The organism is Moorella glycerini (genome assembly GCF_009735625.1).
Classification (GTDB): domain Bacteria; phylum Bacillota; class DSM-521; order Neomoorellales; family Neomoorellaceae; genus Neomoorella; species Neomoorella glycerini.
In genome coordinates, this window is record NZ_CP046244.1 from 539,170 (window position 1) to 562,498 (window position 23,329).

18 protein-coding genes are annotated in these 23,329 nt (G+C 54.2%); 5 read left to right on the forward strand and 13 right to left on the reverse strand.

Annotated features, from left to right (window positions below; translation table 11 throughout):
* Nucleotides 1-103: 103 nt before the first annotated feature.
* The 5 genes from MGLY_RS02640 to MGLY_RS02660 all read left to right on the forward strand — a co-directional run bounded on the left by MGLY_RS02640 (nucleotide 104) and on the right by MGLY_RS02660 (nucleotide 8,044).
* Nucleotides 104-2,680: a heavy metal translocating P-type ATPase gene (locus MGLY_RS02640; RefSeq protein WP_156271615.1), complete on the forward strand. Its 2,577-nt coding sequence runs from the start codon at nucleotides 104-106 to the stop codon at nucleotides 2,678-2,680.
* A 117-nt stretch (nucleotides 2,681-2,797) separates the two neighbouring features.
* On the forward strand, nucleotides 2,798-3,040 hold the full coding sequence (locus MGLY_RS02645; RefSeq protein WP_156276130.1) for a hypothetical protein: 243 nt from the start codon (nucleotides 2,798-2,800) through the stop codon (nucleotides 3,038-3,040).
* Nucleotides 3,041-3,359: 319 nt separating this feature from the next.
* Complete coding sequence (locus tag MGLY_RS02650; RefSeq protein WP_156271558.1) at nucleotides 3,360-5,006, forward strand: IS1634 family transposase; 1,647 nt, start codon at nucleotides 3,360-3,362, stop codon at nucleotides 5,004-5,006.
* Nucleotides 5,007-5,251: 245 nt separating this feature from the next.
* Nucleotides 5,252-6,154, forward strand: coding sequence for a decaprenyl-phosphate phosphoribosyltransferase (locus tag MGLY_RS02655; RefSeq protein WP_156271616.1), 903 nt, complete (start codon nucleotides 5,252-5,254; stop codon nucleotides 6,152-6,154).
* A gap of 60 nt (nucleotides 6,155-6,214) precedes the next feature.
* Nucleotides 6,215-8,044 carry a glycosyltransferase family 39 protein gene (locus MGLY_RS02660; RefSeq protein WP_170290900.1) on the forward strand — a complete coding sequence of 610 codons (1,830 nt, stop codon included), beginning with the start codon at nucleotides 6,215-6,217 and terminating at the stop codon, nucleotides 8,042-8,044.
* A 107-nt stretch (nucleotides 8,045-8,151) separates the two neighbouring features.
* Here the strand turns inward: MGLY_RS02660 and MGLY_RS02665 are convergent, their stop codons facing one another.
* The 13 genes from MGLY_RS02665 to ald form a co-directional block, all read right to left on the reverse strand.
* Nucleotides 8,152-9,216 (reverse strand): BMP family protein, encoded by a 1,065-nt coding sequence (locus tag MGLY_RS02665; protein ID WP_156271618.1) that lies wholly within the window; start codon nucleotides 9,214-9,216, stop codon nucleotides 8,152-8,154.
* Nucleotides 9,217-9,535: 319 nt separating this feature from the next.
* Nucleotides 9,536-10,516: an ornithine carbamoyltransferase gene (gene argF / locus MGLY_RS02670; RefSeq protein ID WP_156271619.1), complete on the reverse strand. Its 981-nt coding sequence runs from the start codon at nucleotides 10,514-10,516 to the stop codon at nucleotides 9,536-9,538.
* Between the two features lie 134 nt (nucleotides 10,517-10,650).
* A complete protein-coding gene (locus MGLY_RS02675; RefSeq protein WP_156271620.1) occupies nucleotides 10,651-11,133 on the reverse strand; it encodes a (2Fe-2S)-binding protein in 483 nt (160 codons plus the stop codon).
* Nucleotides 11,126-12,004 (reverse strand): FAD binding domain-containing protein, encoded by an 879-nt coding sequence (locus tag MGLY_RS02680; RefSeq protein ID WP_156271621.1) that lies wholly within the window; start codon nucleotides 12,002-12,004, stop codon nucleotides 11,126-11,128. Before MGLY_RS02680 ends, MGLY_RS02675 begins: the two co-directional genes overlap by 8 nt.
* Nucleotides 12,005-14,305, reverse strand: coding sequence for a xanthine dehydrogenase family protein molybdopterin-binding subunit (locus tag MGLY_RS02685; protein ID WP_156271622.1), 2,301 nt, complete (start codon nucleotides 14,303-14,305; stop codon nucleotides 12,005-12,007).
* Nucleotides 14,306-14,310: 5 nt separating this feature from the next.
* Nucleotides 14,311-15,627: an amidohydrolase family protein gene (locus MGLY_RS02690; protein ID WP_246187467.1), complete on the reverse strand. Its 1,317-nt coding sequence runs from the start codon at nucleotides 15,625-15,627 to the stop codon at nucleotides 14,311-14,313.
* Nucleotides 15,628-15,758: 131 nt separating this feature from the next.
* Complete coding sequence (locus MGLY_RS02695; protein WP_156271623.1) at nucleotides 15,759-16,298, reverse strand: helix-turn-helix domain-containing protein; 540 nt, start codon at nucleotides 16,296-16,298, stop codon at nucleotides 15,759-15,761.
* 117 nt (nucleotides 16,299-16,415) lie between these two features.
* A complete protein-coding gene (locus MGLY_RS02700) occupies nucleotides 16,416-17,459 on the reverse strand; it encodes a BMP family protein (protein ID WP_156271624.1) in 1,044 nt (347 codons plus the stop codon).
* Nucleotides 17,460-17,492: 33 nt separating this feature from the next.
* The gene (locus tag MGLY_RS02705; protein ID WP_156271625.1) at nucleotides 17,493-18,185 is read right to left on the reverse strand and encodes a flavodoxin family protein; all 693 of its coding nucleotides are present in this window, start codon (nucleotides 18,183-18,185) and stop codon (nucleotides 17,493-17,495) included.
* Nucleotides 18,186-18,207: 22 nt separating this feature from the next.
* A complete protein-coding gene (locus MGLY_RS02710; protein WP_156271626.1) occupies nucleotides 18,208-20,517 on the reverse strand; it encodes a xanthine dehydrogenase family protein molybdopterin-binding subunit in 2,310 nt (769 codons plus the stop codon).
* Nucleotides 20,501-20,995, reverse strand: coding sequence for a (2Fe-2S)-binding protein (locus MGLY_RS02715; protein WP_156271627.1), 495 nt, complete (start codon nucleotides 20,993-20,995; stop codon nucleotides 20,501-20,503). The genes MGLY_RS02710 and MGLY_RS02715 overlap by 17 nt, the downstream gene beginning before the upstream one ends.
* Nucleotides 20,982-21,869 carry an FAD binding domain-containing protein gene (locus MGLY_RS02720; RefSeq protein ID WP_156271628.1) on the reverse strand — a complete coding sequence of 296 codons (888 nt, stop codon included), beginning with the start codon at nucleotides 21,867-21,869 and terminating at the stop codon, nucleotides 20,982-20,984. Before MGLY_RS02720 ends, MGLY_RS02715 begins: the two co-directional genes overlap by 14 nt.
* A gap of 319 nt (nucleotides 21,870-22,188) precedes the next feature.
* A complete protein-coding gene (gene ald / locus MGLY_RS02725; protein ID WP_156271629.1) occupies nucleotides 22,189-23,307 on the reverse strand; it encodes an alanine dehydrogenase in 1,119 nt (372 codons plus the stop codon).
* Nucleotides 23,308-23,329: the final 22 nt, after the last annotated feature.

Below are 23,329 nucleotides of genomic sequence, written 5' to 3' on the forward strand. Positions count from 1 at the left end.
GACCATTGTCTCTCTCATAAATGGTTCACCCGTTTATAAAATTGGCAGAAAAAGGGAAATGTAGAATAAAAGTAGTTGATAATTACTTACCCGGGGGTGAAAGATGGTGCCTGCCAGCGAAAAAAGCAGCCTGGCCCAGGTAAATTTGCCCGTTATGGGCATGAGTTGCGCGGCCTGCGTCACCAGGGTGGAAAAGGCTTTGAAAAATATGGCGGGCGTAAAGGACGCCCGCGTCAACCTGGTTGCCGGGAAGGCTACCGTGGAATATTTCCCGGACCAGGTCAGCGTGCCCCAAATGGCCAAGACCATCCAGGCGATCGGCTATGAGGTACCGGAAGAGGAAGTTCTCCTGACGGTAAGAGGGATGAGTTGTGCTGCCTGTGTGGCCAGGGTGGAAAAAGCCGTTAAAGCCCTGCCCGGCGTAACTTCGGTAGTAGTGAACCTGCCGGCAGAATCGGCCAGAGTACGGTTCTACCCCGGGGCCGTGGACAAGGCACGCATTAAAAAGGAAATCAATGCCCTGGGCTATGAGGCTACGGAAAAGCTGACCGGTAAGGCAGCCCTGGACCAGGAGAAAGAGGCCCGGGAGCGGGAGATCCGGTACCAGCGCCGCAATATGTGGATTGCCTGGCCCCTGGCAGCCCTGGTGATGCTTGGCATGTTCCGCGATGTATGGATTTTCCCCTACTTTGTACCGGAATGGCTGGGGAACGTGTATGTGCTGTGGGCTTTAACCACACCGGTCACCTTTATCCCCGGCTGGCAGTTTTTCGTCCACAGCTGGAACGGCCTTAAACGCGGAACTACCGATATGAACCTCCTCTATGCGACGGGTATTGGTGCAGCCTACATTATCGCCACCATCAACACCCTGTGGCCGGAAGCCGGTTTCGGCGGGCGCGGGGCTACCTTCTTCGAGTCTGCCGCCCTGTTAACCGCCTTTATCGTCCTGGGCCGTTACCTGGAGGCTATTACCCGCGGCCGTACTTCCGAGGCCATCCGCAAGCTCATGAGCCTGCAGGCCAAAACCGCCCGGGTTATCCGGGACGGCCGGGAGATGGAGATTGCTGCCGATGAAGTTGAGGCAGGGGACATTGTGGTGGTCCGCCCCGGCGAAAGCATCCCGGTGGACGGGGAAGTTATCGAGGGTTATTCGGCCGTAGATGAATCCATGCTTACCGGCGAGAGCATTCCGGTGGAAAAACGTCCCGGAGCCCAGGTGGTAGGGGCGACCATCAACAAAACCGGTTCCTTCAAGTTCCGGGCCACCCGGGTGGGGAGCGAAACGGCTTTAGCCCAGATTATCAAGATGGTAGAGGAGGCCCAGGCTTCCAGGGCTCCCATTCAAAAACTGGCCGACTTCGTGGCCGGCCACTTCATCGCCGGCGTCCACGTCCTGGCCCTGGTCGTCTTCCTCTTCTGGTTCTTTATTGGCTACGATGCCTTTTTCCGGCCTGACAGCCACTTTATCCTTTCACCCTACAGCCTGGCCGGGGTGAGTGTCTTTGGCTTCGCCCTCCTGTTATCGGTAACCACCCTGGTCATTTCCTGTCCCTGTGCCCTGGGCCTGGCCACTCCCAGTGCAGTCATGGCCGGGACAGGCAAGGGAGCCGAGAATGGTATCCTCTTTAAAGGCGCCGATGCGGTGGAGGCGAGCAGCAAGCTCAATGCCATTGTCTTTGATAAAACGGGAACCCTGACCAGAGGCGAACCCTCGGTCACCGATGTGATTGCCGCTCCGGGTTTTGAGCAAAAAGAAATCCTGCGGCTGGCCGCCATGGCGGAAAAAACCTCCGAGCATCCCCTGGGCGAGGCTATTGTCCGCAACGCCAGGGAAGAAGGCTTAGGCTTAGAAGAAGTAGAGGATTTTGAGGCCATGCCGGGCCATGGTGTCCGGGCCATCTACCAGGGTCAGGAAATCCTGCTGGGCAACCGCCGGCTGATGCAGCAGCGAAACATCGCCATCGGCGACCTGGCCGGGCAGATGGAGAAGCTCGAAGAAGAAGGCAAAACCGCCATGTTGATGGCGGTGGACGGCAGGGCCGCCGGCATCATCGCCGTGGCCGACACTTTAAAAGAGCACGTAAAGGTTGCCATCGAACGCCTGCACAGGATGGATATCCAGGTGGCCATGATCACCGGTGATAACCGGCGGACGGCTGCGGCCATTGCCCGCCAGGTCGGTATCAAGACCGTCCTGGCCGAGGTGCTGCCCCAGGATAAAGCCGAAGAAGTAAAGAAGCTCCAGGCCCGCGGCCTCAAAGTAGCCATGGTGGGTGACGGCATCAACGACGCCCCGGCCCTGGCCCAGGCCGATGTGGGCATTGCCATCGGCTCCGGTACCGACGTGGCCAAGGAGACAGGGGACATTATCCTCATTAAGGACGACATTCGCGATGTGGTGGGGGCCATTGAGATCGGCCGCGCCACCATGCGCAAGATCAAAGAGAACCTGGTCTGGGCCTTCCTGTATAATACCCTTGGTATTCCCATTGCCGCCGGCATCCTCTACCCCTTCACCGGGCTGATTGTCAGTCCCGAACTGGCCGCCTTCTTCATGGCATTGAGTTCTGTCTCTGTGACCATGAATACCCTCACCCTCAAACGCTTCCAGCCCTCCCTCCGCCAGGAGCGGGATGAGGCTGCACCCAAGGGGCGACCGGCGCCCCATGCCGGTTAATTTTCATCCCCGACGTAGAGCGTTTGCAAATGGAGGGGGAGCTTGGAGGTGAGAGTGGGGATAACAGTGAACAGGGAAGATCCCTGAAAAAATTATTTTATTATGAGGTGAGATATGATGACGGAGCTCGAAACACAAGCCGCCCGGCGGGCCGGGATAATCTATACCGGTATTTCCCTGGGGATGACCCTCTTTTTCCTGGCCCTTACCTTCCTGACGGGAAAAAGCTATACCCCGGTGGCCCGGGCTGGCGGCGCCGTCTGGGTATTTATCCTGACGATGATCGTGACTATGCCCATAGTAATCCCGACGGTAAAGAATAAAGTAATGGGATATGGGATAAAAAGTAAAGAAAGGTGAGGTGACCATTACCATACAGGAAGTAATTGAAAACAAGCCATAATAGTAAAGGGTGAATTCGCAAAAAATCTTCAAGGGTTGCCGGAACAGTATGTGCTCCGGTACCACATTAAGTACAAATAAGGCTGTTCCCCATTGTGAGGTAACAGCCTTTTCCTGAGTTTATCAGTTGCGACATTTTACTGATTCAAGAACCCAGATAAAATCTAGCTTTGGGCGTTAAAAATAGCCCAAAAAGCGAAAAACGTAGTGGCAACTAATATTGTGAAATACCAAATATTATCTAGACAATAGGCAATGTTAGTGGTATCATTTAAGCATGTTCATCAAAATAACTAAAACCAAAAACCACCAGTACGTCCAGCTAGTCCAATCTTACCGGGAAAATGGAGCTGTTAAACACAAGGTCCTCCTCAATCTCGGTCGCCTGGACGAGATTGAAAACAACCCCAGCTTTCAAAGACTTGGTAAGCGCCTCTTAGAATTGTCCAAGGCCAGGGAGGTGACCAGTTTAGCCAGCTTTTCCGAGGCGCAGATCAAGAACTGGGGCTATGTGGTCTACCAGAAGATCTGGAACCAATTTGAGCTACCCAAACTTTTAAAGAAGATCAGTGCCAAACGTAAGGTACAATTCGAATTAAGCGACGCCAGTTTTCTTATGGCTATCCAGCACCTCCTTGAACCCAGGAGTAAATTAGGTACCTACAACTACCAGCACCGTTATGCCAGTTTACCCGACGTAGCCTTAAACCACCTCTACCGCTCCTTGGATTTACTCTGCGAGTATAAAGAGTTGTTGGAGGAGGAGATGTTCCAAAAGAACCGCCACCTTTTTAACATGCAGGTGGATGTGGTTTTTTATGATGTAACGACCTTTTCCTTTGCCAGCGTCGAAGCCGACACTTTACGCGATTTCGGCTTCAGTAAAGACGGTAAGTTCAACGAAGTCCAGGTGGTATTGGGCCTGCTTATTGATTGCGAGGGGCGGCCCATTGGCTATGAGCTTTTCCCCGGCAATACCTTTGACGGCAAGACCCTGGAGACGGCCTTAGAAAAGCTGGAAAAACGTTTTGGCCTGCGCCGGGTGATCATCGTCGCCGACCGGGGGATCAACAGCAAGCTTAACTTAAAACGCATAGTGGAACGGGGCTACAGCTACATCTTTGCCGCCCGCATCAAGAGCATGAAAAAAGAGATTACCGATATGATATTGGACGAAAATGGCTACCAGGAGATAAAGGACGATGAAGGAGAAGTCCTTCGCTACAAGGTTATCGAGTACATAAACGAATTCACCGCTGAAGGGAAAAAATACAAATTACCCGAAAAACTGATCGTCACCTACTCCAGCCGGCGGGCGGAAAAAGACCGGGCCGACCGGGAAAGGTTAATCGAGAAAGCCCAAACCCTTTTAGAAAGCAAGGCCAAAATCCAGGCCAGCAACAAACGTGGCGGCAAGAAATACCTCAAAGAAATAGACTGTACGGGCACGTGGATACTGGACGAAGAAGCCATTGCCCGGGACAAACAATTTGACGGCTACTACGGCATCCAGACCAGCGAGAAAGAAATGAGTGCCAAAGACATCCTGGATGCTTACCATAACCTGTGGCGGATTGAAGAATCTTTTCGCGTCATGAAAAGCACCCTGAAAGTCCGGCCGGTTTTTCACTGGACCGAAAGGCGGATTAAAGGACACTTTGTAATTTGCTTCCTCGCCTTTCTTCTCGAACGCACTCTGGAATTCAAGCTCCGGCAAGCGGTGGAAAATGCCTCGCCGGCAGAAATCCGGGAAGCGTTAAACTCCCTCAACTTTGCCGAGGTAGAGATCAAAGGAGAGGTGTTCTTTATCAAGACCCAGAGTACAGAGTTGAGCAAAAAGATCCTGCGCCTAATGCGGATTGCACCGCCGGGAAACATTACCCGTGTAGAGGAGTTTGCTGCCCGCTGGCAGGACCGGTTGTAGTGGCAAAATGCGCGTCTTGTTTTCTATTTTTCTAGGTTTTATGCGGGTTCTAGGGATTCAACTGATAAAGTCAGGAGGGTTGCCGGAACAGTATGTGCTCCGGTACCACATTAAGTACAAATAAGGCTGTTCCCCATTGTGAGGTAACAGCCTTTTTCTTTTGGGTGTTGTTATGGTCGTCCTAAATAGGATAAAATAGGTAGGGAATACCATGAAACACAGAAATCTTGGAGGTCAAAGGGGTTATGAGCCTACTGGAAACGACTGGCCGGGCGGGAACCATAGCATCCCGTTATTTCTGGCGCTACCTGTTTTTAAGCCTGCGGCCGAAACAATGGACCAAAAACGCCTTCGTCTTTGCCGCCATCCTTTTCTCCCGCCACGTGCTGGATATCCCCCTGCTGGTACGCACTGTCCAGGTGTTTGTTATCTTCTGCCTTCTCTCCGGCGGCACTTACTTGATCAACGATCTGGTTGACCGGGAAAGAGATCGCTGCCATCCCCGCAAAAAGCATCGCCCTATTGCCGCCGGCCTGCTGCCTCCCCTGCCGGCAGCTGCGGCAGCAGCTGTCATCCTGGCCGGCAGCCTTACCTGGGCTTTTGCCTTAAGCTGGCAGGTGGGCCTTATAAGCCTTACCTATACCCTCCAGACCCTGGCCTATTCCTTTTATTTAAAGCAAATGGTCCTCATTGATGTCTTTATCGTCGCCCTGGGTTTTGTCCTGCGGGTAGTGGCCGGCGCGGTGGCCATCATGGTACCGGTTTCGGCCTGGTTGCTCATTGCCGTTATCCTCCTGGCTCTTTTCCTGGCTTTATGTAAACGCCGCCACGAATTGGTCCTCCTCGACAACGCTACTGCCCACCGGGGAATCCTGGCCGAGTATTCCCTGGGGCTTTTGGACCAATTGATTGCTACTGTAACTTCTGCTACCGTCGTCGTCTATGCCATTTACACCTTTATCGGCGCCGCCCGGCCCCAGTTGATGTATACCGTTCCCCTGGTGCTCTTTGGCATTTGCCGCTACCTGTACCTGACCTACCGCTGCCAGGGCGGCGGCGAGCCGGAAAGCCTGGTTCTCAAGGATAAACCCCTGGCAGCCACCATCCTCCTCTGGGCGGCCAGTTGTTTTGTCATCCTGTACTGGTAAAATGACATGCGCACGTAAAACTCTCCGGTATAAGCGTGAGTTAGCATGGGGGCTGGTTGTTTGTCCTGGCTGGTTTTTGCCGGCGGCAATTTAATAGTTCTCCTGACGGCCTATTTTTTGACGCGGCGGCGGGGGCTGGCCCCCGCTGAAAAGTTCCTGGCCATCTTCGCCGTGGCGACGGGGCAAATTGTCTTCACCATGCTCCTGGCCGGGACCGTATTACGCCTGACAATTACTACCCTGCTGGTATTAAATTTAATTTTGCTGGCTGCGGCTATCCTGCTGGGGCACCTCTTTCCCGGTCCCAACCGGGCACCAGTTACCCGGCCTGATGTCAGCTGGCGCCATAATTTCTGGGCCAGGCTTTTACTGTTCCTGGCCTTACTGGAAACGGCGTGGCTGATCTTCCTGGGATACCTGTTTCCGCCCTATGCCTGGGACAGCCTCTACTACCACCTGACGGCAGTCGCCACCTGGCTACAGAGCGGCCGGATCGTTTTAAGCCCCTATACCCTCTGGGCTAACGTCTACCCCATGAACACCGAACTCATTTTTGCCTGGAATATGTTGTTTTCAGGCAGCGACCTGCTGGTCGACCTGACCCAGCTACCCTTCGCCCTGGCCGGGGGCCTGGCCGTCTATGCCCTGGGTCGCGAAACGGGTTTGCAGCAGGCCAATAGCGCCGTAGCAGCCTGCCTTTTTTTCCTGACGCCCATTGTCCTGGTGCAGAGCAAGACCTGCTATGTGGATGTCGCCTTTGCGGCCATGTTCCTGGCGGCCTTTTACTTTGCTTACCGCTATTACCACTGCCCGCGGCGCGTCTATTTACTCCTGGCCGCCCTGGCCAGCGGCCTGATCTTCGGGATGAAGGCTTCGGCCGCCCCTTATGTGGCTACAGTTTTTCTCTTAATCATCGCCGGTAACTGGATGGCCAGGCGGGCAACTAACCACCCTTTCAGGCAATCCCTGCTCCCTTCCCTGGTTATCTTGAGCGGAGCCCTGCTCCTGTGGGGCAGTTTCTGGTACCTGCGCAACTGGCTGGCTTACGGCAACCCCCTTTTCCCTTTTACGTTTAAAGTTCTGGGATATACCCTCTGGTCAGGCCAGGGCAGCGTGGCCGATCTGGTCATGGTCAAAAATATGCCCCCGGAACTGGCAGGCCTGCCGGCCTGGCAGCAGTTATTGCGCTCCTGGCAGGAAACCAGCGGTCCCTATACCTTCGACCAGCGCCTGGGTGGATTCGGCCCCCAGTGGCTCTACCTGGAGCTGCCGGCCCTGGCCGTAACCTTTATCCTGGCCCTGGCCCGGGGTCACCGGCGCCTCCTGCTCCTCCTCCTGCCCCTGGTCCTGCTTTTCTGGCTGCAGCCATCCAACTGGTGGACCCGCTATACCATCTTCATTGTCGCCGCCGGGACTTTAAGCCTGGCTTACCTGGAGGAAAGGCTACCAGGTTTCTGGGCGCGGCCTTTGCGAGCCGCTACCCTGGCCCTGGTCATCATCTCCCTGGCCGGTAGTTTAACCCACGGTTACTTCACGCCCCAGGTAATCGGCCGCTTCCTGGCCCTGCCCCCGGAGCAGCGTACCTTTTTCCAGCTAACGCCCTGGGGTGATGAGTTAGCCTGGGTTGCCCGGGTGCCTCCTGGTTCGCGCATTGCCTTTACGGAAACAGCCTTCCCCTACCTGCTCTTTGGCCCCCGCCTGGAAAACCGGGTCTACCGCGTCATTGCCACCTCAGAAGAAGATATGCTCCGCCAATTGCGCGAGAATAACAGCCAGTATTTCCTGACGACCACTACTTCGGCCTATTACCACTGGGCCCAAAGGAATTCGCAAATCTTCCAGCCTTTCTTTAGTTATGGTGATTATGTTGCCTTCAAGGTGCTAAAATAAGGTTTGCAATAGCCCCTTAAGCAGCCTCCTCAAGCAAACTAGCAACATAACACGCAAAAAAATGGCCGGGTGATGAAAACCCGGCTCGCTTAATATTCTCTTCCGCCTTACTTCTTCTCTTTCTCGGCATCGGCCAGCTTCTGGATATCGATCTTACCCGCTTTCGCATCTTCGATAATCCTGGTCATCTTATCCTTCACGCCGTCGGGCAGCTTGTAACTGGGATTCCAGATGATGCCGGTAGCGCCTTCCTTTACCCCCATAGGATAGAATTTAGCTTCAAATTTGCCATCCATAACTAATTTCACAAAATCTACAATGGCAATGGGATAGCTCTGGATTGAGGTCCCGACAATTGTCTCGGGAGCAACATTGCTCTGATCATGGTCGTAGCCGACAGCCATGACACCCTTTTCCTTGGCCGCCTGGACGACCCCCAGGCCGGCCTGGTCGGCATTACCCAGGACAACATCAGCGCCCTGCTGGATAAAGGCGGTTGCGGTTTCTTTGGCTTTAGCTACATCCTCAAAGCTGCCGGTTAAAGCTGTTTTAACTTCTACTTTAGGATTAACATATTTGGCCCCGGCTTTAAAACCATAAAGAGCATTGGTAATGGGTGGAATTTCCATGCCGCCTACATAGCCAACTTTGCCTGTCTTGGTCACCAGGCCCGCCAGGGCACCGCCGAAGAAACCGGCTTCAACGTTCATAACCTGCAGGGAAGCCACATTGGGGGCCTGGCTAATATCCGAACTGGTAACTACAAATTTGACATTGGGGAAGTCTTTAGCTACGCGCTTGGCGGCATCGCCAAATTCAAAGCCGTGGCCGATGATCACATCATAGCCCTGGGTCGCATAGGCCCGGAAAGCGTCTACCTGGTCCGACTGGCTGACCCTTTCCCGGTAGGCCGTCTCGACACCCAGCTCTTCTCCTGCCTTCTTCAGGCCCTCGTAAGCACTGGCATTCCAGCCGTTGTCATTGATAGGACCAGGTAATAACAGGGCCACCTTTAACTTCTTGCCAGTATCTTTACCCTGGTTGGTCTGGCTGCTCTGGGAAGGCTGCTCCTGTTTGCCGCTCTCCTTCTTGCCGCCACAGCCGGCCACCAGGACCGTTGTTAATAAAAAGACAACCGCCAGCCCTAACGCTAAAATCCGCCACCGTCTCATTTTTTTGCCTCCTTCTAAAACTGTTTAAAATTTAAACTACCTTATTTCCCAATCCCCCTGCTCAGCGGCTCCGACTAATCAGAAGACTTATTCCCCCTTTCTTAAGCATTATTTGAGGTTTTAAGAAAGCCTTAACATAGATTTAATATTCGACGCTCAAGTTCAAATTCCTGCTCTCTATAATCGCTGCCAGCACCCTAATTCCCGGAAAAATATAAAGCCGCCTCTCTTCTGTCTTGAAAAAAGGCGGCTTCGTTGCCCGGTAAGCGTCCTTGCTTACGGAAGCTATTATAGTCTACTACTAACGTAATGTCAACCTTTACTTTAATGTAGCCGCCAGGATGGCCTTGATGGTGTGCAGGCGGTTTTCGGCCTCGTCGTAAATGACCGACTGGGGACCGTCCATGACTTCTTCCGTAACCTCAATGCCCCGGTCGGCAGGCATGCAGTGCATGTAAATGGCATCTTTATGCCCCAGGGCCATGCGCCGGCTGTCCATGACCCAGTTGGGATACTTATCGATGAGTTCGGCCCCTTCGGTATCACTGCCGGTATAGGCGATGGGACCCCAGCTTTTGGCATAAATGATGTCGGCATTCTTGCAGGCCTCATCCATATCGTTGACGATGTTAAATTTCACGCCGTTTTCTTCGGCATTTTTCCTGGCCTGTTCCACAATTTCCGGCAGCAGGTAAAACTCAGGCGGGTGGGCCAGGGTTACATTCATGCCAAAGCGGCTCATGAGGAGAATGAGAGACTGGGGCATGGAGAGAGGCCGCACGTACTTGGGCGCATAGGTCCAGGAAATGGTGAAGTTGAGACCACGGGTATTCTTGCCGAACTTCTCCTGGATGGTCATAATGTCGGCCAGGGCCTGGGTGGGGTGGTAGAGGTCGCACTGCATATTGATAACAGGAATCCGGGCGTATTTGGCCAGCTCGCGCATGTAGGCGTTACCAACTTTATAGGTGCAGTTACGAACGCCAATACCGTTACCAAAACGGCCCAGGACTTCCACTGTGTCCTTGGGCGTCTCGCCGTGGCCGATCTGGGTGGCTTTGGGAGTAAGGTAAATGGCATGACCGCCCAGCTGGGTCATCCCGGTCTCGAAGGCATTGCGGGTGCGGGTGGATTCTTCAAAGAAGAGCATGTAGAATGTCTTGTCCTCGAGGAGGCGATGCTTCTCGCCCAGGGCTTTGCGCCGCTTGAGGTCAAAGGCGATGTCCAGCAGGGTGTCGATTTCTTCTCTGGTCCACTCCTGCAGGGTGATTAAGTGCTTCCCGCGTAAATCGGTCTTCATGTGATTCCCTCCATATTGGAATGTATTTGGTTAAATTATATCACCAGCAGGACCCCACGGGACCTGCCAGAAAACGGATGTCGGGGGCCGGAAGTCGGAGAGCGGAATTTGGTGCCGCCTTGCGGCATGGGTATCTACTCTCGCCCGGCCATGTGGGTGGCCGCGTCCTCGATAGCAGCTACAATCTGCTCATAGCCGGTACAGCGGCATAAATTGCCGGCAATGGCGGCCCGGATTGCGGCCCTGGTGGGATGGGGGTTTTTATCCAGCAGGGCCTTGGCGCTCATGATCATCCCCGGGGTGCAGAAACCGCACTGGAGGGCATTATGCTTGATAAAAGCCTCCTGCAGGGGGTGGAGGCGCCCGTCCTGCTCCAGACCTTCGATGGTGATAATCTCCTTCCCTTCCGCTGCTGCCGCCAGAACCAGGCAGGAATTGACCGCCTGGCCGTCCATAATGACGGTACAGGCGCCGCACTCGCCAATGCCGCAACCCTCTTTCGTACCCGTGAGCATTAATTCATCCCGCAGGACATCCAAGAGGCGGGCATTGGGAGCAACCCTGACGGTATAATCGCGGCCGTTGACCTTGAGCTGGAGGCTGATTTTTTCACTCATCTTCCCTCACCCCCGCGGCCTGTAAAATCGCCCGCCTGGTCAGGACGGCAATTACCGGGAGCTTGTACTCTGTTGACCAGCGCACGCCACTTAAGCGTACCATTTCCTGCCCCACCATCTCGCCCGCCTGCCGTGCTAATTCCGGGCTCACCATATTCCCAAGCAGCAGGGCTTCCGCAGGCGGTACCCGGCTGGCCACCGGCAGAGCGGCGCCGGGTACAATGCGGGCCGCGGTTACCCTGCCGGCTGCATCCCGGTCAATGACTACGGCTATATTTAACCGGGCGATGCTTAAGGCCTTGCGCCGGCCGAGTTTCAGGAAGGCACTGCCCGCTGAAGGCGGTAATTTTTTAAAGGTAATGGCTGTGATTATTTCCCCTGCCGCCAGGGTGGTCCGGTAGGGCCCGGCGAGTAAATCCTGGACCGGCACCTGGCGCTCACCCTGGCTGCTTACCAGGTTGACCCGGGCCTCAAGGGCAATAAAAGCCGGCACCGTGTCGGCGGCCGGGGAGGCATTGGCGAGATTCCCGCCCATAGTTCCCCGGTTGCGGATCTGGGGCGATCCCACCTGAGCGGCGGCCATGGCCAGGAGGGGAGCATATTTCTGGAGCAAAGGAGAAGCAGCTATGTCCGTATGCGTGGTCAGGGCGCCGATGCTGATGGTATCGCCCTCTTCCCGGATATAGTTCATTCCCCCCAGATAGCCCAGGTCAATAATTTCGCTGACCCCGGCCAGGCGGCGATTTTCTTCCCGCAGGGCTACTACCAGGTCCGTACCCCCGGCCATTACCCGGGCAGCAGGGCCGTATTGCGCCAGGAGCCGGCAGGCCTCCATGAGGCTCCCGGGGCGGTGATAGTTAAAGGCCTGCATTTAAGCCCCCCCTCCCCGCTTTAAAGCTCTGCCCAGCAAGACCCGTTCCAGGTTGGCCGGCAATTCCCGTACCGTCTTGCCGGTGGCGTCGGCAATGGCACTGGCTATAGCGGCTGCGATGCACTCTGTCGCCGCTTCCCCCATACTCTTCGCCCGGAAGGGACCGTGATAATCTTCGCTCTCGTAAAGGATGGTTTCCATGGCTGGCATGTCCAGAGCGGTAGGAATAATATATTCATCAAAGTTGGGGTTTAAGATGCGGCCCTGATCAAATTCGATTTCTTCCGTGAGGGCCATGCCCAGCCCCATGGCCACGCCGCCATAGATCTGGCCCTGCAGCAGGGCCGGGTTGATGGCCTGGCCGACATCATGACCGGCCGTAACCTTCAATACCTCGACCTGGCCCGTTTCCATATCAACCTCTACTTCGGCCACCACGCAAGCATAGGTATAGGTGGGAAAAGCCTTGCCCTGGCCGGTAGGCCGGTCCCATACCGGCGGTTCAGGCTGGTACCATTTAAAACTCGTTAACGTATATCCCCTTTGCAGGGCCATCCTGACGGCTTCCTGGAAAGTCACCTTGCGAGCAGGATCCTGCCGGCAATAGATTATACCTTCCCTGCCCTCCAGATCTTCCGGCCGGCAGCCGAGTTGTTCTGCCGCCACTCCATGGAGGATCTTTTTGATCTCCCTGGCTGCCTCCTGCATGGGCTTGCCCCCGGTAAAGGTACCCCGCGACGCCACTGTCATGCCACCATCGGGCATGGTAGTGGTGTCCACCCGCGTGTAAATGATATTTTCCATACCTATACCCAGTTCTTCGGCCACAATCTGGGCATGGGCCGTTGACAGCCCCTGGCCGTTATCGGTTAACCCCGAACGGACGGTCACGCTACCATCGCTGGCCACCGTAATCATTCCCCCGGTGGCATCATAGGTTTCCGCCCCCAGGCCGCAGCCGCGGAAGCTTACCACCAGGCCAATCCCCCGGCGTTTGGAACCGCCCCTGGCCCTCTCCCGGGCATATTTTTCCCGCCGGGCATAGTAGTTACTCCTGGCGATAACGGCATCCATCACTTCTACCAGGGGTACCGTCTGGTCAACAAGTTGCTGCCCGGTGGCAGTAATGGAGCCCGGTCGCAGGGCGTTTTGGCGCCGCAACTCCACCGGGTCCATATTCAGGGCGGCCGCCAGCTCATCCATCAATTGTTCCTGGGCGTAAATAATCTGGGGCGAGCTGTAACCCCGCATGGCGCCGGCGTAAACCTTGTTGGTATGGACAGCATAAACATCGACTTTTACGTTGGGGATTTCGTAACACCCTGCCGCGTGGACGCAGGCGCGCCAGTTCATGAACTGGGCCTGGGAGTTATAGGCCCCTCCTTCATCCACCAGTTCGGCTTCCAGGGCCAGGATCTTACCTTCTTTTGTAGCTCCTATTTTGTAACGGAACCGGAAGGGATGGCGCTTGGAACTCTCAATAAAGGATTCTTCCCTGGTATTGACCATCTTCACCGGCCGGCCGGTTTTGACGGCCATGATGGCGGCACGGCCGCACATCATCCCCATCTGTTCCTCTTTACCGCCAAAGGAACCGCCCAGGGTCTGCTGGATGACGTGGACCTGGCCCAGTTTTAGACCTAAGGCGGTGGCCACAGCCCAGCGAGTCATATAGGGATTCTGTAACGAGCCATAGACTATAACCCCGTTGTTGACCGGATCCGGCACCACCACACAGGCCTCCGGCTCGATATAAGCATGCTCAATATATTGCGTCCGGTATTCGCGTTCAATAATTACATCGCAGGCCGCAAAACCGGCTGCTACATCCCCTTTGCGCACCGGCCAGTGGGTGTTCTGGACAATATTCCCCGGGGCGTACTCCTGGACCTGAGGTGCGCCCGGCGCCAGGGCCTCTTCAATGGAGTAAACACCGGGCAAGGGCTCATACTCCACCTTAATGGCTTTAATGGCGGCCTCGGCCTGCTCCCTGGTTTCAGCGGCCACCATGGCCAGGGCATCGCCGGTATAGCGGACGCGGTCCCTGGCCAGGAAGAGGTAGGTACACCAGGAAGGCTCCCCTGGTAAATCGTCGGCAGTCAAGACACAGTGGACGCCGGGCATTTGCCTCGCCGCGTTTGTCTCCAGGCTTTTAATGCGGGCGTGGGCTACTTTACTCCGTAATACTTTGCCGTATAGCATGCCGGGGAAATATAAATCGGCAGCGTACCTGGCCCGCCCGGTAACCTTTTCATAGGCATCTACCCGTGGGACCGGGTGATTGACAACTGCAGGGCTCACAAGCCTCACCTCCAGAATGCCAGGGCGGCGTCCCGGGTCTCAGCTTTTACTTTAGCCGCCTCCAGGGTCAGCAGGCGCCCTTCCCGCTGCAAGAATTTGCCGTTCACCATCACATCGACTACATCCCCGGGATTGCGAAAGAGGATAATCTGGTCGAAGATATTTTCGGCATTGATGGGAGTCGGTGTGTCGGCTTTAATGGTAATTAAGTCTGCCGGGCAATCAGGTTCCAGGCGGCCCAGTTCCGGCTCCCCAAGGGCCCGGGCACCCATGTCGGTGGCCAGCCCGAAGACCGTCCGGGCAGGCATCACCTGGGGGCTCTTCATATTAGCCTTGTGGATCAGGAAGGCCCCCCGCATGACTTCAAAGAAGTTATTGATATAACCATCGGTTCCCAACCCCAGGGGTACACCGGCCGCTAAAAGCTGGGGTACCGGGGCAATGCCACCGCCGACTTCACAGTTGGACAGGGGCATGTGGACCAGCCGCGCCCCGCTGGCTGCCAGGAGTTCAATCTCTCCTGCCGCCAGGTCCACTCCCTGGGAGGCCAGGATATGGGCCCCCAGGATATTCAGGTCGCGGTAAACCTCAACCGGCCGCTTGCCGTAGGTTTGCCGGCAGTATTGAGGCTCATAAGGGCTTTCCGAGAGGTGCATGTGCAGGTCGCTGCCCAGTTCCCGGGCCAGTTCGCTGGCCCGGATGAGGAATTCCGGTGAACAGGTAAAGGTGGTGTGCACGCTCATGAGTCCCTTGACCAGGGGATCTCCCTGGCAGGCCCGGATAAACCCGGCATTTTCCTTTAATCCTAACTCGCCGTTTTCCTGGCTTATCCTTTCACAGGCTTCAAAGGAAAGGATAGCCCTTAAACCGGCCCGGCGGACGATCCCGGCTTCCACCTCCAGGGCCCCGGGAATGGCTGCCGGCGCCTCCAGGATATCGCAGAAAGTGGTAATGCCGCTGGCGATCATCTCCACACAGGCCCAGGCCGTGGTTGTAGCGACCAGGTTATGGTCAAGGCGGTTCTCTACCTGGGGCCACCAGAAATCCTCCAGGAAACTGTAAAAACCGGCAGGAGCGTTTTTCACGCTGATGCCATGGGACAGGATGCCGTACATGTGCATGTGCCCGTTAATGAAACCGGGACTGATAATAGCGTCACGGGCGTCGATGACCTCACCCCGGTCGGGTGCCGCCAGGAGTTCTTCATTAGGCCCTATGGCAGCGATCTTACCACCGGCTACCCGGACTCCCCAGCTGGGGTGCACTTCCGCCCGGGAAGAGGTTATCAAAAACCCGCCGAGGATGGTTACAGGACCTGGCACCGGCAAAATAACACCTCCAGAATTAAGCCACGTTTAATCTTATTCAACTTTTTTTAGTAAAATCCTGCTGAAAAAGGGTCAAGGTTAAAAAAAATATTTCTCCCGGGCGAGAGGAGGTAGTCTAATTCCTTTTAGAAACTTGGCGGCGTACACGCCAGCAATACAATCGCCGGTTCCTCGCTATGATTAAACCAGCGATGGGGTATATGGGCCGGATAATAAATGATATCTCCTTGTTTTAGCTGGTAATAATCCTTTTCATCAAAACAAATCTCCACTTCCCCTTTTAAAACATAACAAAATTCTTCGCCCTGGTGGCAACTGGACTTATTGGTAGCACTACCGGATTGCAGTTTAATAATAGTTGCTTCCAATTTTTCCGCTGCAAAAAGGAGTTCTATAGTCACCCCTTCATTACGAACGTATTCCTGGCGTTCCTCCTGCTTGATTAATTTAATTAATGGCCTGATGTCATCCTCCAGGAGGAAAAACACCGAAGGGACTTCCAGGGCGGAAGCTAAGTCTTTAAGCAGGCTGACGCTTAAATTGGCTTTACCGTTCTCGATCTGGCTGAGGTAGGAATAAGATATGCCAACTTTGGCGGCTAATTCTTGCAGGCTGAGGCCCCTTTGTTTGCGTAAAGACCTGATCCTTTTACCTACAGTATCCACCAGTTATTCCCCCGACTGTTGCTGTGAAATCATGCGCAACTAAATTATGGCTAAATGCCGCAGTTGCTGAGCAGCAACTGCGGCATTTTAGGTACTAGACCTTTTTTACTTGGGTTTTTACAGCTTATTGACATCAATCTTCTTTTCAATCAAGTCTTTTTGGACCTGTTCTGCTTTTTGCACCGCCTCCGGGTTCAATTTACTCTTCAACTTCTCATTCCAGATGATACCGGTAGCTCCCTCTTTGGTAGCCACGACATACCCCCTGGCTTCAAATTTACCATCCAGAATCTCTTTCACGATATACTTGATAGCTACACTATAATCATACTTGGAACTGGCCGGAACATTATCCGGGGCTACATTGCTTTGATCGCCGGCAAAGCCGACGGCATAGACATTCTTGCTCTTGGCAGCCTCAATAACCCCCAGGCCGGCCTGGTTGGCATCCCCCAGAACAACATCGGCTCCCTGCTGGATGAAGGCCAGGGCTGTTTCTTTCGCCTTGGCTACGTCATCCCAACTGCCAATTAACGTCCCCAGAGCTTCAACCTTGGGATTAACCATTTTCGCCCCGGCTTTAAACCCGGCTTCGGCATCGGTAATGGGCGGCATATTGACGCCACCGATAAAGGCCACCTTGTTGCTTTTAGTAAGCAAACCTGCAAGAATCCCGCCAATGAACCCGGCCTCTTTGTTGGAGACCTCCAGGGAAGCAACATTGGGTCCTTGCGCTATGTTCGAGCTGGTGACGATGAATTTAACCTTGGGGAAGTCTTTACCTACTTTTTTAGCCACATCGTTAAATTGGAACCCATGGCCGATGATGACATCATAACCCTGGTTGGCATAGGCCCGGAAAGCTTCTTCCATATCTGACTGGGTTACATTTTCCCGGTAGGCGCCTTCAATCCCCAGCTCGGCCTGGGCCTTTTTTAGCCCTTCATAGGCTACCGAATTCCAGCCATTATCATTAATTGGTCCCGGTAAAACCAGGGCCACTTTCAGCTTTTTGGCAGCCGCACCCGTATTTTGTTGCGCCTGTCCCTGGGGCTGTCCTTTATCTTCCGGCTTTGCTTGCTTGCTGCCGCCACACCCGGCTAAAAACACGCCTCCAATTAGCGCCAGCGTTAATAATATCGCCCCTATCCTCTTGCGCATCTTACCTTCCTCCTTTGACGTCAAAAATTAAGATTACTCTTCTTCCGTAAGATCCTTGTAATGATCTTTAAACCACAGCGTTTCGCGCTTAAGATCAATTCCCTGGGATTGTAAAGCTTCCTTCCCTGCTTTCAATATCAGCGCTGCCTCGGCTACCCGGCGCCCCAACCCGCGTACCTTTTCCATCCCTATCTCATCTTCAATGGCCCCCTCCTCCTTCCGATCTTTGGTCCAGACGCAGGCACCGCAATAATTGCCCCCGGGTCCCCCGGTAACTAAAATTTCATAGGTTAAGAAGAAATTTTTGATAGTCAACAAGGCCATTTCCTGGCCGCCATGGCGGGTGCCCCCGGTAGCGATGGCCCCCCCAACGCGGTTGGCAAAATGGCCGGGATAAACCAGGTAGGTTGGCCGCAGCCGGCTGCAGAAATCCTGCAACAGGGGAGTAGAATTCATCTGGTAAACCGGCGTTCCCAGGATATAGCCGTCGGCGGCTAAAAATTTCTCCTGGACTTCCTGGAAATCGTCCTTGATCTGGCATAACTGGCTGGTCTTGATACACTTGTTGCAATGGATGCAGTGGCCGATTTTTTTTCCCCTGAGGGAGACAAATTCAGTAGTAACTCCCGGCACGGTAGCCGCAGCTTTTAAAGCTTCCTGGACGCAGTATTCCGTAGCCCCCTTACGATGACTCCCGCTGATACCCAAAATTTTTACACTTACCAAAGCACATTCCCCCTCGCTTATTTTAATTTTTGATGGCGCAATCAGGCCGGAGAAGTGCCCGCCAGACGCGCTCCGGCGTCAGGGGTAGTTCCGTAAAGTGCACTCCCGTAGCCTGAAAAACGGCACTGGCAACCGCCGGCGCCACAGGGGCCACGGCATTTTCCCCTACCCCCCTGGCACCAAAGGGTCCTGTAGGTTCTCCTGCTTCCACGACAATTGTTTCCATTTCCGGCACGTCAACTGCCGTGGGCAGCATATATTTATGGTAGCTATCCTGGAGCTGCCGGCCTTGCGGATCATAAGTTATTTCTTCACCCAGGGTGTAGCCAAGACCCATAACGGCACCGCCCTGGATCTGGCCCCGGACAATCTCCGGATTAATCGCCTTGCCCATATCATGGGCGGCGACCAGGCGGATAACTTTAATGGACCCGGTGGCCGTGTCTACTTCGACTTCAGCAAAGTGGGCATGCCAGGAAAGGGCGTTCTGGGAAGCATTCTGACCGATAGTGGCCAACTGCCGGTTGTGAAAATCGGCATCGGCCGCCAGTTCTTTTAAAGTGATCTGCTTCCCCGGATCATCCCTGGACAAGATGGTGGCCTTTTGCCAGATCAGCTTTTCTTTGGGTATTTGCCATTTTTCGCTGGCATAAGTTAAAATCTGCTCTTTTAAATCCCGGGCCGCCTGCAAAGTGGCCATGCCGGCGGCGTAGCAACTGCGGCTGGCCTGGCTACCCACATCATAGGGTACCATTTCCGTATCCCCAAGGGACACAGCTATATCTTCCACCTCAACTTCCAGCACTTCCGCGGCGATCTGGGCCAGGGTAGTTTTGGTGCCTGTCCCCATCTCGACGACACCGCTGGCCAGCTGGATTGTCCCGTCGGGCTGGAGGGAGAGATAGACATTGGAATAATCGGTTTGGAAGGGAAAAGCGCTGCTGATATGGTTGCCAACAGCCACACCCAAACCCCGCTTATAGCGTCCTGAGCCGGCATGGCCTGCTGCCAGTTCCCGGCGCTTCTCCCAGCCGATTTTTTCCGCCCCTTTGATTAAACATTCTCGCAGGCCACTGCTCAGGCAAGGAAAAGGAGCAACCCAGGTATCCCCGGGGGTAATGATATTTTTTAACCGCAATTCCAGGGGGTCTATTCCTAAAATGGCAGCCGCTTTGGCAACCGTCATTTCCACGGCAAAGGTAGGCTGGGGAGCACCAAAGCCCCGGCAGGCTCCGGCAGGTGTAGTATTGGTATAAACGCTATAACCCTCGAAGCGGGAGTGGGGCACCCGGTAAATAGTCAGGCCCCGCGAACCAATAGCCCCGGGCACATCAGCACTCCAGCTACAATAGGCGCCGCCATTCATAATGGCCTGCATGTAGAGGGCCTGGAAAATGCCATCCTTACTTAACCCCAATTTCACCGTAATATAACCGGCATGCCTGGTATCCGAAGCAATGAAATCCTCCTGGCGATCATAGACTACCTTCACCGGCCGGCCGGTAGCCAGGGCCAGGGCGGCAGCAATGGGCTCTGCCTTGGCGCTCAAGCCAATCCTGACCCCGAAGCCCCCCCCAACATAGGGCGGGTTTAATACCCGCACTTTACTCAAGGGCAATTTAAAAATCTCGGCCACAATTCGCCGCGTCGGGTGGGGGGTTTGGGTCGGCGACCAGATGGTTAACTTGCCATCGCCGGTTAAAGCAGCCACGGCCGCCTGGGTTTCTAATTGACCCTGTTTTTGCACCGGTAATTTATAAGTCGCCTCCACAACAATTTCCGCAGCAGCCAGGCCGGTGGCGATGTCGCCCAGCCCGAATTGCAGGATATCACCAGCTATATTCTTTTTGGTGCAATGGGGGTGAAGCAGCGGTGCTTCAGGTTTTAAAGCCTCCAGGGGATCATATACTGCCGGTAAAATTTCGTATTCTACCTCAATCAGGTCCAGGGCGGCCCGGGCTATCTCCTCGCTCACGGCAGCCACCGCCGCCACTTCATCACCCACGTAACGGACGACATCATCAAAAAGATATTGATCTTTAACTGCTGCCAAGGGAGGAATAGTATAGGTTGAAGTTGCCGCAGCGTTAAATGGCACCCGGGGAGTATTGCGATAAGTTAAAACTGCTTTCACCCCGGGCAAGGCTTCAGCCTTGCTGGTATCAATCTTAATGATGCGGGCATGGGGATGAGGGCTGCGTAAAACTTTAGCGTATAACATGCCGGGTAAAGTTATATCCGTTGTATAAGTGGCTTTGCCCGTAACTTTTTCTAAAGCATCCAGGCGGGAAATGCCCCGGCCTACGATCTGGTATTTAGCAGCAGCCTTCATTTTTAATCCCTCCTGTCCCCCGGGCAGCCTGCATAATAGCTTCTTCAATCTTCACGTAGCCGGTACAGCGGCAAATATTGCCGCTGATGGCTTCCTTTATTTCATCCCTGGTAGGCCTGGGGTTATGGTCCAGCAGGGCTTTAGCGGCCATGATCATACCGGGAGTACAAAAGCCGCATTGGACGGCGCCTGCCTTGATAAAAGCCTGCTGGAGAGGATGCAATTGTTCTCCCCTGGCCAGCCCTTCAATAGTTTCCACCCGCCTGCCCCGCACCTTTACGGCCGGCAATAAACAAGAATTTACCGCCTGGCCATCCAGAATAACGGTACAGGCGCCGCACTCACCCCGACCGCAACCTTTCTTGGTTCCGGTAAGCCCCAGGTAATCACGCAATACTGTTAACAGGGAAGTCGCAGGATTGACATTAACCTTTACAGGCTCACCGTTAAGGAAAAATTCCAGTTCAATATCCGCCATGACCTGCACTCTCCTTTGCCCGTTGCACAGCTTTTGCCAGGGCCTCTTCTACCAGGACCTCAGCTAAAGCACGGCGGTATTCCCGCGATCCTCGTAAGGGACTATCGCGGAAGGGCGCCTCTTCAGCGGCGACTCTGGCTGCCTGGCGCAAGTTCTCTTTACTAGGGAACTGGTCACAGAGCAGTTTTTCAGCCCGCTCCACCCGGAAAGGTGCGGGTCCGGCCGGGGCTACAACCACTCGCGCCCTGGTAATCCTTCCCTGTTCCATGGCTACAATGGCGGCGACATTCATTATGGGTAGAGCCAGAGATTTTCTCATGGCAAAGCGGATAAAGGCCGAGCCCTGGCCCGTTTTTAAAGGGACAAATCTAACTGCAACAACCAATTGCCTGGTACTATCAATCCGCGAGATGCCCCTACCGGCATAACAATCAGTTACCCGCAGGTACTGCCTGCCCTTGCTGTCTATGACCTCAACTTCGGCATCCAGGGCCGCCAGGGCCACGGCCGTATCTGCCGCCGGCTGGGCATTAACTATATTACCGACTATAGTGCCGGTATTTCTTATTTGGGGGGAACCGACTATTGCTGCTGCTTCCGCCAGGAGAGTAGCTTGTTGCTGTATTATTGGCGATCTGGCCACTTCGTTGTGGGTAACTCCGGCTCCGATCTTAATATAATTTTCTTCATAAAGAATGTTTTTAAGGTCTTGAATAGAACTGATATCCACCAGGCAGGAGGTTTCCTTTTTGCCTTCCTGTAAATCTATAAGTAAGTCTGTGCCACCAGCTATAATACGTGCTTGACCCTGGCGGCTTGCTAAAAAAGCTATAGCTTCAGCAATAGAAGTTGTCACTAGATAATCCCCAACCATTATCCCCTCCCCTTCCTTACTCTATTATTTTCATTCTCCTTTGATTACCTTATTTTATTCGACATTAATTCCAAATTTCCTTTTACCAATAATAAAATCTAAAATATTTTTTTGGTGTCATTAAAAAGGATAGCGCCTTACCTTTGGGATAATTCCCTTTGGGATAATAATCTCAGGAAAATAAAAAGCCCCTCCCTTTAAGTTAAAAGAGAGATGGCTTCTTTACCCCTCAGGCACCTTTGCTTTTCCGGTCTATGCCCATTATAGATTACCTCTACTTATAATGGCAAGGATTAATAGAATTTAAGCGGATTAGAATTTAACATAATATCCCTTCCAGGGGAGTATAGGGAAGTTGCAGGGCCTGGGCCACAGCAGGGCAGGTAATTTTTTCCTCTAAAACATTAATCCCCTTCGCCAGGGCAGGATCCCGGATTGCTGCCGCCCGGAAGCCCTCCTTAGCCAGCTTTAAAACATAGGGCAAGGTAGCGTTGGTCAGCGCAAAGGTAGAAGTCCGGGCGACAATACCGGGGATATTGGCCACGGCATAATGAATGACACCATGCTTAATATATACTGGGTCGCTATGAGTAGTCACGCGGTCAATGGTAGCAATACAGCCGCCCTGGTCAACGGCCACATCGATGATTACCGATCCGGGCTTCATCTTTTTAACCATGTCCTCCGTGACCAGGTGTGGTGCCCGGGCGCCGGGAATCAGGACGGCACCAATGAGCAGATCGGCATAAACTACGGCCCGGGCCAGGTTATAGCTGTTGGACATGATGGTTTGCACCCGGCCGTTAAAAAGCTCATCCAGGTAAGCCAGGCGCCGGGGATTGTTGTCCAGAACGGTAACCTGGGCCCCCATTCCTACAGCTATCCGGGCGGCGTTGGTGCCCACGGTACCGCCGCCGATAATAACGACATTGGCTGGTGGGACACCGGGTACGCCGGCCAGCAGCACCCCCCGGCCGCCATAGGTTTTTTCTAAAAACCGGGCACCCAGCTGGACGGCCATACGCCCGGCAACTTCGCTCATCGGCATTAATAAGGGCAGGCTGCCGTCGGCGAGCTGGATGGTTTCATAGGCGATGGCCACTACCTTTTGCCGGCATAAAACTGCCGTCAATTCCGGTTCGGCAGCCAGGTGCAGGTAGGTAAAAAGTATCTGCCCCGGCTTAAATAAGTCATATTCCGCCGGCTGGGGTTCTTTAACTTTGAGAATCATTTCGGCTTCCTCGTAAATCTCCTGAGCCGTGGATCTTAAAATCGCCCCTGCCTCCCCGTAAGCAGCATCGGTAATCCCGCTGCCGACGCCGGCACCCTTTTCAATTACTACCCGGTGCCCCTCTGCTGTTAAAGCTAGTACACCGGCCGGGGTTATGGCCACCCGGTTTTCCTGGTCTTTAATTTCCCGGGGAATGCCAATAATCATGAAATTCCCTCCAGATAAGGAT

What these genes read in the sequence shown, in the direction of transcription:
- MGLY_RS02650 (WP_156271558.1), top strand. Translation starts at nt 3,360, where the DNA reads ATGTTCATCAAAATAACTAAAACCAAAAACCACCAGTACGTCCAGCTA.
- MGLY_RS02645 (WP_156276130.1), top strand. Translation starts at nt 2,798, where the DNA reads ATGACGGAGCTCGAAACACAAGCCGCCCGGCGGGCCGGGATAATCTAT.
- MGLY_RS02640 (WP_156271615.1), top strand. Translation starts at nt 104, where the DNA reads ATGGTGCCTGCCAGCGAAAAAAGCAGCCTGGCCCAGGTAAATTTGCCC.
- MGLY_RS02655 (WP_156271616.1), top strand. Translation starts at nt 5,252, where the DNA reads ATGAGCCTACTGGAAACGACTGGCCGGGCGGGAACCATAGCATCCCGT.
- argF (WP_156271619.1), bottom strand. Translation starts at nt 10,516, where the DNA reads ATGAAGACCGATTTACGCGGGAAGCACTTAATCACCCTGCAGGAGTGG.
- ald (WP_156271629.1), bottom strand. Translation starts at nt 23,307, where the DNA reads ATGATTATTGGCATTCCCCGGGAAATTAAAGACCAGGAAAACCGGGTG.
- MGLY_RS02680 (WP_156271621.1), bottom strand. Translation starts at nt 12,004, where the DNA reads ATGCAGGCCTTTAACTATCACCGCCCCGGGAGCCTCATGGAGGCCTGC.
- MGLY_RS02675 (WP_156271620.1), bottom strand. Translation starts at nt 11,133, where the DNA reads ATGAGTGAAAAAATCAGCCTCCAGCTCAAGGTCAACGGCCGCGATTAT.
- MGLY_RS02710 (WP_156271626.1), bottom strand. Translation starts at nt 20,517, where the DNA reads ATGAAGGCTGCTGCTAAATACCAGATCGTAGGCCGGGGCATTTCCCGC.
- MGLY_RS02665 (WP_156271618.1), bottom strand. Translation starts at nt 9,216, where the DNA reads ATGAGACGGTGGCGGATTTTAGCGTTAGGGCTGGCGGTTGTCTTTTTA.
- MGLY_RS02700 (WP_156271624.1), bottom strand. Translation starts at nt 17,459, where the DNA reads ATGCGCAAGAGGATAGGGGCGATATTATTAACGCTGGCGCTAATTGGA.
- MGLY_RS02720 (WP_156271628.1), bottom strand. Translation starts at nt 21,869, where the DNA reads ATGGTTGGGGATTATCTAGTGACAACTTCTATTGCTGAAGCTATAGCT.
- MGLY_RS02715 (WP_156271627.1), bottom strand. Translation starts at nt 20,995, where the DNA reads ATGGCGGATATTGAACTGGAATTTTTCCTTAACGGTGAGCCTGTAAAG.